This is a genomic window from Streptomyces sp. NPDC092045 (assembly GCF_044756005.1).
Taxonomy (GTDB): Bacteria; Actinomycetota; Actinomycetes; order Streptomycetales; family Streptomycetaceae; genus Streptomyces.
On sequence record NZ_JBIVSC010000002.1, the window covers coordinates 716,952 to 732,175 of the forward strand.

8 protein-coding genes and 1 pseudogene are annotated in these 15,224 nt (G+C 75.9%); 3 read left to right on the forward strand and 6 right to left on the reverse strand.

Annotation, left to right across the window (positions count from 1 at the left end):
• Positions 1-14: 14 nt before the first annotated feature.
• Genes ACIQKA_RS09980 through ACIQKA_RS09990 form a run of 3 tightly spaced genes read left to right on the forward strand, consistent with a single transcriptional unit; the run spans position 15 to position 7,428 of the window.
• Positions 15-3,368: an FtsX-like permease family protein gene (locus ACIQKA_RS09980; protein WP_402540582.1), complete on the forward strand. Its 3,354-nt coding sequence runs from the start codon at positions 15-17 to the stop codon at positions 3,366-3,368.
• Complete coding sequence (locus ACIQKA_RS09985) at positions 3,368-6,433, forward strand: FtsX-like permease family protein (protein ID WP_402540584.1); 3,066 nt, start codon at positions 3,368-3,370, stop codon at positions 6,431-6,433. The genes ACIQKA_RS09980 and ACIQKA_RS09985 overlap by 1 nt, the downstream gene beginning before the upstream one ends.
• Entirely contained in the window at positions 6,430-7,428 is a 999-nt protein-coding gene (locus tag ACIQKA_RS09990; RefSeq protein ID WP_383149665.1) for an ABC transporter ATP-binding protein, read from the forward strand. Before ACIQKA_RS09985 ends, ACIQKA_RS09990 begins: the two co-directional genes overlap by 4 nt.
• Before the next feature lie 22 nt (positions 7,429-7,450).
• Here ACIQKA_RS09990 and ACIQKA_RS09995 read toward each other — a convergent pair whose 3' ends face one another.
• The 6 genes and pseudogenes from ACIQKA_RS09995 to ACIQKA_RS10020 all read right to left on the reverse strand — a co-directional run bounded on the left by ACIQKA_RS09995 (position 7,451) and on the right by ACIQKA_RS10020 (position 15,224).
• On the reverse strand, positions 7,451-8,122 hold the full coding sequence (locus tag ACIQKA_RS09995; protein WP_391092726.1) for a hypothetical protein: 672 nt from the start codon (positions 8,120-8,122) through the stop codon (positions 7,451-7,453).
• Entirely contained in the window at positions 8,119-8,544 is a 426-nt protein-coding gene (locus ACIQKA_RS10000) for a thioesterase family protein (protein ID WP_351968643.1), read from the reverse strand. Before ACIQKA_RS10000 ends, ACIQKA_RS09995 begins: the two co-directional genes overlap by 4 nt.
• A 7-nt stretch (positions 8,545-8,551) precedes the next feature.
• Entirely contained in the window at positions 8,552-10,216 is a 1,665-nt protein-coding gene (ettA, locus tag ACIQKA_RS10005) for an energy-dependent translational throttle protein EttA (protein ID WP_053648792.1), read from the reverse strand.
• Between the two features lie 326 nt (positions 10,217-10,542).
• Positions 10,543-12,024: a Cys-Gln thioester bond-forming surface protein gene (locus ACIQKA_RS10010; RefSeq protein ID WP_383440519.1), complete on the reverse strand. Its 1,482-nt coding sequence runs from the start codon at positions 12,022-12,024 to the stop codon at positions 10,543-10,545.
• A gap of 339 nt (positions 12,025-12,363) precedes the next feature.
• Positions 12,364-12,828 (reverse strand): annotated as a pseudogene (locus ACIQKA_RS10015) (single-stranded DNA-binding protein); the annotation flags it as partial.
• A gap of 329 nt (positions 12,829-13,157) precedes the next feature.
• Positions 13,158-15,224, reverse strand: a complete 2,067-nt coding sequence (locus ACIQKA_RS10020) for a GTPase (RefSeq protein ID WP_402540586.1) — start codon at positions 15,222-15,224, stop codon at positions 13,158-13,160.

The following is a 15,224-nucleotide window of genomic DNA, read 5'->3' on the forward strand; positions in this document are numbered from 1 at the left end:
GGCCAGGGGGACGGGTGACGGGGTTCGTATTTCTGCGTGTCAGGGCGCACCGGCTGCTGCTCGCCGCCGCGCTGCTCTCCGTGCTCCTGACCACCTCGGTCCTCGCCACCCTGGCCGCCCTCTCCGGCGCGATCGGGGACGCCGCGCTCCAGGCGGGCCTGCGCGGCCGGTCCGCGGCCGCCGCCGCGCTCCTGGTCGGCGGCCAGGTGCCCGCCGAGAAGCGGGCCGGTGCCGACGCCGCCGTGCGCGACGGGATGCGGGCGTCCTTCGACGGACTGCCGGTGACCGTGCGACGGCTCGAACGCTCGGGACCGTACGCGCTGCCCCGGAGCCTCCAGCCCGTCGCCGCCCGCGCGGGCGAACCCGACCTCACCCGCTTCGCCGCGCTCGACCGCTCGCGGCTCTCCCTCGTCCGGGGCTCCTGGCCCACGGCCGCCCGGCCCGGCGGCGCGGTCGAGACCGCGCTGCCCGAGGAGGCGGCCCGGCGCCTGAAGATCGGCCCCGGCACCGTCCTCGACCTCACCGACCGGCTCACCGACCGGCGGGTGAAGGCCCGGATCACCGGCGTCTACCGGCCCGTGGACACCTCCGACCCGTACTGGCAGCTCGACCCGGCGGGCGGCCGGGGCGTGCGGACGGTCGCGTTCACGACGTACGAGCCGCTGCTCGCCGACCCGGCCATCCTCACCTCCGGGGCGCTGAGCCACGGCGACACCTCCTGGCTCGGCACCGCCGACTTCACCGGCTTCACCACGGACCGGATGGGCGCCCTGCGCACCGCCGCGACCGAGGGCCCGAAGGCCCTGGCCGAGAACCGGGCCGCGTTCGGCGCGACGGTCTCGGCGACCACCGCGCTGCCCGCCGTCCTGGACCGGACCGAACGGGCCCTGCTCGTCTCCCGCTCCACCCTGCTGATCGTCGCCGTGCAGCTCGTGCTGCTCGCCGCGTACGCGCTGCTGCTCGTCGCCCGGCTGCTCAGCACCGAGCGCTCCGGCGAGACGGCCCTGCTGCGGGCGCGCGGCGGGTCGCGGCGCCGGATCGCCGGACTCGCCGGCGTCGAGGCGTTGCTGCTCGCCCTGCCGGCGGCGCTCGCCGCCCCGCTCCTGTCCGGCCCGCTGACCGGGCTCTTCGCCGAGCGGTCCGCGCTCTCCTCGCTCGGGGTGCGGCTCGACACCTCGCCCTCGCTCCAGGTGTGGCTGGTGGCCGCCGTGGTGGCGCTGTGCTGCGCGGCGGCCGTCGTGGCGCCCGCGCTGGCCGCCGGGGACGGCGCGGCCGTCTCGCTGCGCAAGGCCCGCTCGGCCTCGCTGCCCGGACCGGTGCGGGCCGGGGCGGACCTCGGGCTGCTCGCCGTCGCCGCCGTCGCGTACTGGCAGCTCCAGCGGCCCGACGCCGCGGGCGGCACCCTCGGCGCGGACGCGGGCGGCGGGGGCTCGATCGATCCGGTGCTCGTCGCCGCGCCCGCCCTCGCCCTGCTCGCCGGGACCGTCCTGACGCTGCGGCTGCTGCCGCCCGCCGCCAAGCTGGCCGAGCGGCGCGCGGCCGGCGGGCGCGGGCTGTCCGCCGCCCTCGCCGGCTGGCAGTTCAGCCGCCGGCCGCTGCGGGGCGCTGGCCCCGTCCTCCTGCTCGTCCTCGCCGTGGCGATGGGCATGCTGGCCATCGGGCAGAGCGGCTCGTGGGAGCGTTCGCAGCGCGACCAGGCCGACTTCCGCACCGGGACGGACGTCCGCGTCCTGAGCCCCGGGCCCGGCGAGCCCACGCGGACCGAACGGCTCGCCGCCGTGCCGGGCGTCACGGCCGTGGCACCCGTGCACCGCGCCACCATGGACGTCTCCGGCCGGAACGCCACCGTCCTCGCCGTGGACACCCGCAACGCCGCCGGCGGCCTGCTCCTTCGCCCCGACCTCGCCGGCACCACGGCCTCCTCGCTGCTCGCCCCGCTGGCCCCGGCGGCCGGCCCCCGCCCCGGGCTCGCGCTGCCCGCCGGGACCCGGACGCTCGCCGCGGACCTGCGGGCCGCCGCGCCGGAGGGCAGCGGGGCCTCCCGGGTCACGGCCGTCCTGGAGGACCCGAGCGGCGTCCCGTACCGGCAGACCCTGGGCACGCTGCCCTCCGACGACCGCGTCCACCGGCTGGCCCTCGACCTCGGTACCCTCACCGCCGCGCCCGGCGGCGACGCGGGCCGCGGCTCGGACGGCCTGCTCACCCTCACCGGTCTGGAGCTCGACGGCGTGATCGCCGCGGGCCCGCACCACGTCCGCACCGTCCGCGTCGAGGGCCTCGCCACCACCGGGGCGGACGGCGGCACGCGGACGCTCTCCCCCGCGAAGGTCCTCGCCGGCTGGTCGTCCGGTGTCGAGCAGACCGAGAGCGGCGCGGGACGGAGGAGCGGCACCGCGGGCGGCGGCACCGGCCCGGCCGGGCCCGGCGGATCCGCGCCGTACACCGTCTCGTTCGGGGTGCGGGGCGCCGACGCCGGCAAGCTCCGCGCGCCGACGGAGGAGTACGCCCTGCGGATGGCGGCCCCCGCGCCGAAGCCGCCCGAGCGGCTGCCGGCCGTGGCCACCGGCGCCTTCATGACGGCGACCGGGGCCGGACCGGGCGACACCGTCGAGGTCACCCTCGACGGCCTGCGGGTCCGCGTCGTCGTCGACCGGGTGGTCGAGGAGCTGCCGACCACCGGTCCGGCGGCCTCCGCCGGCACGTCGGCGACCACCCCGGCGGACGGCGGCGCGCTCCTCCTCGACCTGGTCACCGTCAACCGGTACCTGGCCGGGTCCGGCGACGGCACCCTGTCCGTACCGGCCACCGAGTGGTGGCTGACCACCGCCCCGGGCAGGACGGCCGAGGTCGCCGCCGCCCTGCGCGCCCGCCCCGACGCGGACCCGGCGCAGGTCCTCGTGCGCGACGAGATCGCCGCCGAACTCCTCGGCGACCCGCTCGGCGCGGGCCCCAACGCGGCCCTGATGGCGGTGGCCGCGGCCGCCGCCGCGCTCGCCGCCGTCGGCTTCGCGGTCGGCTCGGCCGGCGCGATGCGGGAGCGGTCCGCCGAGTTCGGGGTGCTGCGGGCGCTCGGCACGCCGCAGCGGCGGCTCGCCCGGCTGATCGCCGCCGAACAGGGGCTGCTCATCGGCATCGGCCTGCTCGTCGGCACCGGGCTCGGCACGGTCCTGGCCCGGGCCGTCGTCCCGCTCGTCGTCCTCACCGGCCAGGCCGCCCGGCCCGTCCCGCCGGTCCTGGTCGAACTCCCCCCCGGCCAGGTCGCCCTGCTGCTCACGGGGGTCGCCGCGCTCCCCCTGGCCATCGTCGCCACGATCGCCCTGCGCCGCACGGACCCGGTCGTGACCCTGCGCCACCAGGGGGCGAGCTGATGCCGGCGCGCGACGAGCACGGGACGCCGGAAGGGGCCCGGGGCCCCGACGCGGACGAGACGCCGACGCCGGGCGCCCCCGGGCCCCTCGGCCGGGTCCCGGACCAGACGCCCGCCGCCCCCGGCGGGGACGGCACCCACCAGCCCGACGCACGCAGGAAGGCCCCCGACATGCCCCGGCCCTCCCGGCCCGACCAGCCTTCCGAGCCCGACCGGTCCTCCGGGGCGGACCGCCCCACCGCCCCCGGCGGGACCGCCCCGGCCGGCAGGGCCGCCCGCCCCGCCGGGGCCGCCCCCGTCGTCGCCCCCTGGGTGCGGACCCGGTTGCGGACCGCGCCCCGGGCCGCCGCCGCGCTCGCGCTGCTGGTCCTGGTCACCGCCTACCTCGCGGCGGCGCTGCCGAGGGCCGTCGACCGGTACGAGACGGAGGGCCTCCGGCACGACGTCGCGTCCGCCGCGCCCCGGGACAGCGTCCTCGAACTGAACGCGCCGCTGCCCGTCACCACCGCGGCCGAGTACGGGGCGAACCTGACCTCCGCGGCCCTCCGGAAGCGGAGCGACGCGCTGCGGGCCCTGCTGCCCGACCCGGTCCGGACCGACCCGGACCAGGCCGTCCACGGCGTCCGCACGATCGACCGGGTCGAGGGGCTCGACCCCTGGCTGCCCCGGCCCGACGGGCTCTCCCCGCAGTTCGTGCTCTCCTCCCCCTCCGACCTCGCCCGTCACACGACGCTCCGGCAGGGCCGGCCCGCCGGAGGCACCGCCCTCCGTCCGGAGGCGGTCGTGACCGCGAAGACCGCCGAGGCCCTGCGTCTGAAGCCCGGTTCGGTCGTGCACGTGCCGAGCCGGAGCGGCGAGCCGCTCGCCGTCACGGTCACCGGCGTCGTGGAGCCGCTCGGCCCCGGGACCGCCTACTGGGCGGTGGAGCCGCTGCTGCGGACGCCCGCGCTCGCCCCGCTGGTCGAGGAGGAGGTGAAGTACTACTGGCAGGCGGCCCTGCTCCTCTCGCCCTCCTCGGCGGCCTCGGTGCTCGCCACCGTCGGCGAGAAGGAGGTCTTCTTCCGGTTCGTGCCGACGGCCGGCCACCTCACCGGACGGGACACCGACCGGCTCTCCGCCGCCCTCGCCTCCGCCGCCGGTGGCCCCGACCTGGTCAGGATGCGCGAGGCCATGGGCGGCAACGGCGCGCTCACCACCGGCCTCGACGAGATCGTCGACGCGTACGGCTCGATGCGCGACGCGATCGCCCCGGTCGTGGCCGTCGCCGTCTTCGGGATCGGCGCGGTCGCGGCCGTCGTCCTCGCCATGACCGGCGGCCTCTTCACCGCCCGCCGCGACGGCGAGCTGGCGCTGCTCCGCTCCCGGGGCGCCTCCCTCACCGGCATCGGCCTGCGGCTGCTCGGCGAGACCTCGGCGGTCGCCGTGCCCGCCGCCGCCCTCGCCCTCGGCCTCGCGGTCCTGACGGTCCGCCCGCCCGGCGGAGGACCGGGAGCGGCCGACGGGATCCCCCTCGGCCCCTCCCTCCTCGCCGCCTCCGCCGTCGCCCTGGTCGCGATGCTCGTCCTGCCGCTGCGGGCGGTCGTCCTCCACCGGCGCCCCCGGCTGCACGGCGGACGCGACGACCTGCTGACCGCGCGCCCCTCCCGGCGCCGCACGGTCCTCGAACTCACCCTGCTCGTCCTGGCCGTGGGCGCGGTCGCCTCGCTGCGGCTGCGCGGCGCGGACGACTCCGGCGACCACCTGGTGAGCGCCGCCCCGGTCCTGGTCGGCCTGATCGCCGCCATGGTGCTCGTACGGGTCTATCCCCTGCCGCTGCGGTGGCTGGGCCGCCCGGCCCTGCGGCTGCGCGGGGCGGTCGGCCCGCTGGCCCTGGCCCGCGCCGGCCGTTCGTCCTCGACCGGCATGCTCCCGCTGCTCGCCCTCGTCCTCGCGCTGACCACGGCGGCCTTCGGCGGTTCCGTCCTCGCGGGCGTCGCCGACGCCCGCGACCGGGCCGCGCTCCTGGCGACCGGCGCGGACGCCCGGATCGACGGCTCGGTCGAGTGGACCCCGCTGCCGGCGGGTCTCGCCGAGGCCGTGCGCGGCACGGCGGGGGTGCGGGACCTGGCGCCGGTGCAGATCGAGTACGGGGTGGACCTGCCGTCCCACGAGGGCACCACCGCACGGGCGATGAGCGCGCCGCTCGTGGGCGTCGACCCCGCCTCGTACGCCCGGCTGGCGAAGCGGACCGGTTTCGGCGCGTTCCCGGCGGAGCTGCTGGCCTCGACGGGGAAGGGCGGGGAGGGCGTCACGGGCGACACCGGCCGGGTGCTGCCCGCGATCGCCTCGCCGTCGGTGGCCGAGCGGCTCGGCCGCGAGCCGATGGAGGTCGTGGCGGCGGCCGGGACGTTCCGGGTGGAGGTGGTCGGCGTCCGGCCGGCCACCCCGGCCCTGCCCGGCGAGGACTTCCTCCTCGTCAACGGCGCCGACCTCACCCGCCGGGCGGCCACCGCGCTGCTCGTCACGGGCCCGGTGGACGGGGCCGCGCTGCGGGGCGCCGTGCGGGAGCGGTCGGACGCCTTCGTGGTGCGGCTGCGGAGCGAGGAGCGGGCCACGTACGTGGACTCGCCGCTCCAGACCGGCGCCGAGCGGATCTACCTGGGTGCGATCGGCGCGGGCGCCGGTTACGCCGTGGTGGCCGTGCTGCTCTCGCTCGCGCAGAGCGCGCCGGAGCGGAACGCGCTGCTCGCCCGGCTGCGGACGATGGGCCTGACCAGGCGGCAGGGACGGCGGCTGCTCGGCCTGGAGGCGCTGCCGCAGGCGGTCCTCGCGGCGCTGGGCGGCGTGCTGGTGGGCTGGGCGACGGTGCCGCTGCTCGCGCCGGGCATCGACCTGTTCCGGCTGGCGCTCGCGACGGCCCCGGGCCTCGCCCGGCTCGACGGCGCCCCGCTGCGGGCGGACCCGTGGTCGCTGCTCGTCCCGGCCCTCGCCGTCGTGCTCCTGACGGCGCTCGCGGCGGTCGGGCAGGCCTGGTGGGCGGGGCGCAGGGGCTCGATCAAGGAACTCAGGGCAGGAGACGCACGATGACGGAGACCGGGATCCGGGACGGGGCCGGGGCGGCGGAGGCCGGAGCGGCCGGGGCCACGACCCTCGAAGAGCTGGAGCGGCGGGCGACGGCGCGGCGCGACCGGCCCTCGTACGGCCACGACGCGCTCATCGCCTGCGACCGGCTCGTCCGCATCTTCACCACGGACGGGGTGGAGGTGCAGGCGCTCCAGGGGCTCGACCTCCTCGTGAAGGAGGGCGAGCTGATGGCCCTGGTCGGCGCGTCGGGCTCCGGCAAGTCGACGCTGATGAACATCCTGGCGGGCCTGGACGTGCCGACCGCCGGCGCGGCCCGGGTCGCGGGGTGCGACCTGCTGGCGATGGACGGGAAGGCGCGGCTGCGCTACCGGCGCGAGGTCGTCGGCTTCGTCTGGCAGCAGACCGCCCGCAACCTGTTCCCCTATCTGACGGCCGCCCAGAACGTGGCGCTCCCCATGCAGTTGCGGGGCCGGTCGAAGGCGCGGCAGAAGACGGAGCGGGCGGAGGAGCTGCTCGCGATGCTGGGCATCGCGGAGATCCGCGACCGGCGGCCGCACCAGCTCTCCGGCGGTCAGCAGCAGCGGGTGGCGATCGCGGTGGCCCTGGCCAACAACCCGGCCGTGCTCCTGGCCGACGAGCCGACGGGCGAGCTGGACTCGGCCACCGGCGAGCAGGTCTTCGCGGCCTTCCGCCGCGCCAACGAGGAGCTGGGCACGACGATCGTGATCGTCACCCACGACCAGGCGGTCGCCTCCGAGGTGCGCCGCACGGTCGCCATCCGCGACGGCCGCACCTCCTCGGAGGTGCTGCGCCGCACGGAGGTCGACGACCAGGGGCAGGAGTCGCTCGTGGCCCGGGAGTACGCGATGCTCGACCGCGCGGGCCGCCTCCAGCTCCCGGCGGAGTACACCAGGGCGCTCGGCATGGAGCACCGGGTGGCGCTGGAGCTGGAGCAGGACCACATCGGGGTCTGGCCGGACGACGCGGAGCGCCGGTAGTCCCGCGGGGCGGGCGCCGGGGTCAGCGCCCCGGCGCCACCGGCAGGGCCATCGGCGCGGTGCGCAGGGCGACGGAGCCGTACGGGGTGCGCAGGCGCAGCCAGGGGCCCGAGGCGAACAGCGCGACCGGGCCCTCCTCCGCCCCGGCGGGCGGCAGGAAGCCGAGGGACTGGGCGGCGTGGACGGCCCGCAGGGGCAGTCCGGTGGCGCCGAGGGTCCTGGACCAGATCTCGCGGCCGATCCGCTCGCGCTCGGCGCGGGTGCGGCGCTCCTCGGGCAGTTCCTCGTCCCGGGCGCGGAACTCGGCGACGGCCGCCGCGACCGCGCCCCGCATCTCCGGGGCCTCCGGGAGCCCCGCGACCGGCCGCCAGCCGGAGCGCGGCGGCAGCACGCCCGCCCAGGGCGGCCCGGTCACGGCGTCGGGGACGACCGCCTTGCCCGCGGTCTCCTCGATGCCGTCGAGGAGTTCGCCGGCGGAGACGGTGACGTCGAGGTCCACGGCGTCGACGAGCCGGGCCGTGCGGATCGCGAGCACCTCGAACGACGGCGGCCGTCCGAAGACGGCCAGCGCCCCGCCGCCCGCCTGGAGGCGGACGGCGGCGGCCCGGTCGTAGTGGACGAGCCGGGCGAGGAAGGCGGCGAGGGCCGCCGCCTCCCGGGCGTCGGCGAAGTGCAGCGGCGCGAGGACGGTCATGCGGCGGCGGTCATCCCGTCGTCCACGTACTCCTCCAGGAAGGCGCGCTCCTCGGCGCTGATCCGCCGGGGCCGCTGCGCCTCCAGGTCGAAGGGCACGACGACCGTGGACGCCCGTACGTACACGGTGTCGGGGTCCTTGATCTCGTACGCGATCGTCAGCGACGCCGCGCCTATCTTCGTGACCCACGACTCGACGGTCACCGGCTCGTGCCGGTGGACCAGCGGCCGCACGTAGTCGATCTCGTGCCGGGCCACGACGGACCCGCCGGAGAACGACGGGGAGCCGTTCCCCGGCGCCAGGCGGAACATGAAGTCGATCCGCGCCTCTTCCAGGTACCGCAGGAAGACGACGTTGTTGACGTGCCCGAAGGCGTCCATGTCCGACCAGCGCAGGGGGCAGCTGTAGATGTGCCTCGCCATGGAACCGTCAGCCCCGGGTCAGCTTCTTGTGGGTGGCGCGGTGCGGACGGGTCGCGTCCGGGCCGAGCCGCTCGACCTTGTTCTTCTCGTACGACTCGAAGTTGCCCTCGAACCAGAACCACTTGGAGTCGCCCTCGTACGCCAGGATGTGCGTGGCGACCCGGTCGAGGAACCAGCGGTCGTGGGAGACGACCACGGCGCAGCCGGGGAAGTCGAGGAGCGCGTTCTCCAGGGAGGACAGGGTCTCGACGTCGAGGTCGTTGGTGGGCTCGTCGAGGAGCAGCAGGTTGCCGCCCTGCTTGAGGGTGAGCGCGAGGTTGAGGCGGTTGCGCTCGCCGCCGGAGAGCACGCCGGCCGGCTTCTGCTGGTCCGGGCCCTTGAAGCCGAACGCGGAGACGTAGGCGCGGGACGGCATCTCGACCTGGCCGACGTTGATGTAGTCCAGTTCGTCGGAGACGACGGCCCACAGCGTCTTCTTCGGGTCGATGTTGGAGCGGCCCTGGTCGACGTAGGAGATCTTGACGGTCTCGCCGACGCGGATGTCTCCGGAGTCGGGCTTCTCGAAGCCCTGGATCATCTTGAAGAGCGTGGTCTTGCCGGCGCCGTTCGGGCCGATGATGCCGACGATGCCGTTGCGCGGCAGGGTGAAGCTGAGGTCGTCGATGAGGACCTTGTCGCCGAAGGCCTTGGAGAGGTTGTTGACCTCGACGACGACGGAGCCCAGGCGCGGACCCGGCGGGATCTGGATCTCCTCGAAGTCCAGCTTCCGCATCTTGTCGGCCTCGGCCGCCATCTCCTCGTAGCGGGCGAGGCGGGCCTTGGACTTGGCCTGGCGGCCCTTGGCGTTGGAGCGGACCCACTCCAGCTCTTCCTTGAGGCGCTTCTGGCGCTTCTCGTCCTTGCGGCCCTCGACCTTGAGGCGCTCGGCCTTCTTCTCCAGGTAGGTCGAGTAGTTGCCCTCGTAGGGGTGGGCGCGGCCGCGGTCGAGCTCCAGGATCCACTCGGCGACGTTGTCGAGGAAGTACCGGTCGTGGGTGATGGCCACGACGGTGCCCTTGTACTGGGCGAGGTGCTGCTCCAGCCAGTTCACGGACTCGGCGTCGAGGTGGTTGGTGGGCTCGTCGAGCAGGAGGAGGTCGGGGGCCTCCAGGAGCAGCTTGCAGAGCGCGACGCGGCGCTTCTCGCCACCGGAGAGGTTGCCGACCGGCCAGTCGCCGGGCGGGCAGCCCAGGGCGTCCATGGCCTGCTCCAGCTGGGCGTCGAGGTCCCACGCGTTGGCGTGGTCCAGGTCGTCCTGGAGCTTGCCCATCTCCTCCATGAGCTCGTCGGTGTAGTTCGTCGCCATCTCCTCGGCGATCGCGTTGAACCGGTTGAGCTTGCCCTTGACCTCGGCGACGCCGTCCTCGACGTTCTCCAGGACCGTCTTGGACTCGTCGAGCTTCGGCTCCTGCATGAGGATGCCGACCGAGTACCCGGGCGACAGGAAGGCATCGCCGTTGGAGGGCTGCTCCAGGCCGGCCATGATCTTCAGCACGGTGGACTTACCGGCGCCGTTCGGGCCGACCACACCGATCTTCGCACCGGGCAGGAAGCTCAGCGTCACGTCATCGAGGATGACCTTGTCGCCGTGCGCCTTGCGCGTCTTGCGCATGGTGTAGATGTACTCAGCCAAGAGAAACCGTCCGGCAAGGAGTGAGTGGGCAGATACACCCATCTTGCCTGACCGCCGCCCCCGGGCGGAAACCGGTAACCCCGCCGGCGGGGGCGCGCGGGGTCGGGCGCCGGGCGCGGAAGGGGCGGTACGGAGGATTCTCGGCCCCCGGACGTGCGACGACCCCGGCCGCGGGTGCGGCCCGGGGTCGTGCGGGACCGGGGGACGGACGCCGTGTGACGCACCTCACCGCACGGGGTCGGGCGCCGGTGCGGGGCCGGACGCGGGGTCCGGTGCCGGATGCGGGGCCGGTACCGGGGCCCCGGATCGGTCGCCGGGGCCGCGGGTCAGTCGTCGGTGGTCTTCTTCCTGCGGAGGAGGAACACCGCGCCGCCGCCGACCACGACGAGCACGGCGGCGACGCCCGCGATCACCGGGGTGGCGCCGGAGCCGCCGGTCGCGGCGAGGTCTCCGCCGCCGGTGGTGGTGCCGGTGGTGCCGGTGCCGCCGCCCGTGACGTCACCGCCGGTGGTGCCGCCCTTGCCGCCCTTGCCGTCCGTGGCCGAGGGGGCGGGAACCGGGGCGGAGGGGGCCGCGCCGAGAGTGGTCGCGGAGGGCTTCGGCTCGGGAGTGGCCGTGTCGCAGTCCAGGACGCCCTCGAAGGTCCGCTCGAAGCCGTTCGGGCCGGTGAGGGTGAACTTGTACGCCTCGTCCTCGGCGACCTCGACCGGGATGGTCCTGGTCCCGCCGCCGGCGACCGTGTGGGAGGCGCCCTTCAGTTCGAAGGTCCAGTCCTCGTCGCCCTTGTTGGAGGCGATGACCTCCAGGCCGCCCCCGGCGCAGTTCTTGACGACCGTGACGGCCGGGACCGCGCCCTTCTCGGCCCAGGTCGCGGCGGCCTCGGCGGTGACGGTGGAACTGCTGGAGCCGGCCAGGATCATGGTCTGGCTCTTCTCCCTGACGCTGACGAAGGCGCGGCCGAGCGGAACCTTCGTGGTGGCCTCGGCCCTGATCTCGGCCGCGCCGTCCTCGGTGCCCTCCGGCAGGTCGACGAAGACCTCGGCGCCGTCCCGGGCCGCGGTGACCGGCTCGCCGTCCTTGTCGACGACCTCGGTGCCGGCCGGGGCGCCGGGGACCACGGAGAGGGTGGCCTCGGCGGCGTTGGTGGAGACCCGGATCGGACCGAGCCTGTCGCCGGCCCCGCCGGCGACGGAGGCCGGGGACAGGCTGAGGGACGACTTGGGCTCCCGCACCTTGGTGGCCTTGCCGAACAGGTACTCGGTCACCTTCCGCGCGTTCCCGTCGACCGGCGTCGCGTCGACCTTGTCCGAGTAGCGCCAGATCGCGGCCTGCGTGGCGGCGGCGGCGGTCTCCCGGGTCAGGCCCTTGACGCCGGCCTTCTCGCCGAGGGCGGCGACCGGGATGTTCGGGTAGGAGTTCTCCAGGATCCAGAGGATCTTGCCCGCGTCGGGGTTGTCGTGGAGGGACGACCGGCTCCAGCCGACCTCCTTGTACTCCTTCTCCTCGTAGGCGTTGGTCCGGAAGTCGATGCAGTAGGTCTGGAGGTTCCCGCCGTTCTCGACCTTCATCTCGAAGAGGCCGCCGCTCTTCTCCGAGACGCGCTCCTCGCCGTCGACCTTCTCGGCGATCCTCACCTTGGCGGAGATCTTCAGCCGGCCCAGCACGGCGGAGGCACCGCCGTTGTCGCCCGGGCCCTCTTCGGCGGCTGCGGGGCCCGCGACGCCCGTCACGCCGACGGCGACGAGCCCCGAGACCAGAGCGGCGGCGGCCAGGCGACGCACGACGCCCCGCCCGCGAACTGAAAACATCCGATTCCCCTCCGGGCGAGCCGCTCCGCGAACAGCGATGTTCCGCGTGGGGGGAGCGCGCGCCGACAGACTCACAGACTCGATGGGCTCACGTGCCACATGAGCACCCGGAAATCCTAGGGATGCGGAAGAGCCGGTTGCCCGGCCGTATGGTCAGGCAACCATTCCGTCTCGGAATCGTTATCACGCGCGGCACGTTGGTCGACAAATCGCCATGACGGAACGTCAGGAAGTGGTTACCAGTGGGCGTTCGGCGTTCTTTTCCTCGCCTTTTCCTCCGTTTCCCGCCCCGGGAGCCGCTGTCTCCGCCGCCGCTCGCGCTTCCTCCTCCGCCTCGGCCACGGCCTCCGCGACCGCCTCCGTCCAGGGGTCCGCCTCCGGCGCCGGACCGAGCGCGGGCCCGTCGCCGGGATCCGGCCCCCGGTCCGGCCGCGCCCGGGACTCGGCCCGCGCCGCGCGGCGGAAGGCGGCCGTCCCCCGGGTCAGGTCGTGTCCCACGGCCAGCGCGTCCACGTCCACGAAGGTCTTGCGCTGCCCGTCGCGCTCGTCCTCCCGGACCCGCAACCGGCCGTGCACCACGAGCGGTTCCCCGACCGAGACCGAGGCCGCGAGGTTGGCGCCCAGGGAACGCCAGGCCGAGACCGTGTAGAAGCTGGTGCTCCCGTCGGACCAGAGGTTCGGCTCCCGGTCCCAGCGGCGCGCGGTCACCGCGAACCGGAACCGGGCCACCCCGCCCGTCACCGTCTCCCGGTACTCCACCGCCGTCGCCACGTTGCCGACGAGCGTCACGGTCGTGTCGTTCATGGTCCCGCCCCCATCCGTCTCCGCCGGACGCCCTTCGGACGGGCGCCCTTCGCTGCTCATGGTGGGACGGCCCGGCGGATCCCGCCGGAGCCTGTGGAGAACCCGGCGGCGGTGGGCGACCGGCTCACCCGGAAGGGTGAAGACGGAAGAAGGGAGGCGGAGAAGGAGGAGGGAGACGGTGCGGGGCGGCGTGGAACGGGGTGGAACGGGGCCGGTCGAAGGAAGACGGGGTGGACGGAGGAAGCGGTACGGAGGGAGCGGTGCGGAGGGAGGCGGCGCGAGGGGCCGCTCGCCGCACCGCCTCGGGGCACCCCTCCCCACCCTTCCCCTCACCACCTCCCGCGTGCGCCCGCGCGCGTGGCGCCCAGGCGCCTCGTACCGGAGCGGTGTGCGCCGACGACGCGGGCCGACGCACCCATGACCCGGGCCGACGGGCGCGTGCCCACCACCGTCGCGTACTGCTCGCGCACCTCGCGGTAGCGCACCAGCTCGGCCGCCACGGGGTCGAGCACCCGGGCCCGGCCGCAGGCGGCGGCCGCCTCGCGGAGGCGGCGCTCGGCCTCCTGTCCGTACCGGCGCGCCGGCCCCTTCACCGCCCCCTCGCAGGCCCATTCGACGAGCGGGCCGCCCACGATGCCGGCGAGCATCACGAGGACCGGCGGGAGCAGGCCGGGCTCCACGACGCCGATGATCTGGCCCGCCAGCCAGAGCGCGCCGAAGACCTGGAGGAGGGTCATCACGACCTGGGCGAGGACGGCGGCGGGCCACCAGGCGGGCCGGGGCGGCCGGGCCGCCGGGTCGCCGAGGGAGAAGGCCAGTTCGTCCAGGGCCTCGGGGAGGCCGTCCGCCCCGCGTGTCGCCGCCTCGCGTACGGCCTGTGCCCACGGGGCCGGGAGGCCGCGCGAGGCGTCGTCGGCGACGATCCGCACGGCCTGCTCCACGCGCTGGCGTGCCGTCAGCTCCTCCTCGGGGGGCGTGGGGTGCGGGTCGGCGGAGCCGTGCGCGCGCTTCCGCTCGTACCAGCGGTAGAGGCGCAGCCAGGGGGTGCCGCAGGCGCGGATGGCGCCCCGGCGCCAGACCCGCTCGGCGGCCTCGCCGGCGGCCTGGGCGCCGATGGCGGCCGAGAGGCGGTCCGTGAAGGCGTCCCGGGAGCGTTCGTCGAGGCCGGCGCGCCCTTCGGCGACGTACGCGGGGCGCAGCTTCGCGGCGGCGGCGTCGATGTCGGCGGAGAGGCGGCGCTCGGGGGCGGTCTTCTCCTGGACGAAGCGGGCGACGAGTTCGCGCAGGTCGGGGACGCCCTCACCGGTCAGGGCGGAGAGGGCGAGGACGGTGGCGCCGGGTTCGCCGTGCTCGCCGAGGGCCACGCCGTCCTCGTCGAGGAGACGGCGCAGGTCGTCGAGGACGAGGTCGGCGGCCTCGGTGCCGAGCCGGTCGATCTGGTTGAGGACGACGAAGGTGACCTCGGCGTGCCCGGCGAGGGGGCGGAGGTAGCGCTCGTGGAGGGCGGCGTCGGCGTACTTCTCGGGGTCGACGACCCAGATGACGCCGTCGACGAGGCCGAGCACCCGGTCGACCTGGTCGCGGTGGGCGGTGACGGCGGAGTCGTGGTCGGGCAGGTCGACGAGGACGAGGCCCTGGAGACCGGTGTCGCCCGTGCCTCCCGCGAGGGGGCGGCGGCGCAGCCGGTTGGGGATGGCGAGCCGGTCGAGGAGTCCGGCGGCGCCCTCGGACCAGCTGAGCGCGATGGGCGCGGCGGTGGTGGGGCGGCGCAGGCCGGTCTCGGAGACGGAGACGCCGGCGAGGGCGTTGAAGAGGGTGGACTTGCCGCTTCCGGTGGGGCCGGCGATGGCGATGACGGTGTGCCGGGAGGAGAGCCGCTGGCGGGCGGCGGCCTCGTCGAGCACGCGCCCGGCCTCGGCGAGGGCGTCGCTCTCCACGCGCGCGCGTGAGAGGCCGACGAGCTCGTGGAGGGCGTCGAGGCGGTTGCGGAGGGGGCGGCCGTAGTGACCGCCGAAGGAGGAGTCCTCGTCGCGGTCCGCCGCGCCGCCCTCGGGCCCCTTCCCGGCCCCCTCGTCGAGGGCGGTGGCGGCGCGCTCGCCCGCGCGGCGCGCGATCAGCCCGTCGTCCCAGCGGCCGCGATCGCGGCCGGGGCCGGAGTCGGAGCCGGATTCGGAGCCGGAGTCGGGATCGCCGGTGAGGCGGTCCCGGTCGGGGCCGGACCCACCGGAGCGACGCTCCCGCCCCTGACCGGAATCGCTGCCACGGCTCCGCTCGCGCCCCTGGTCGTGGCCGCGGCCCCGGTCGTGTTCTCGGTCACGGCCCCGGTCGTGTTCGCGATCACGGATCTGGTCGCGGTCCAGGCCGAAGTCCCGCTTGCGGCCGTCTTCCAGCTGCAC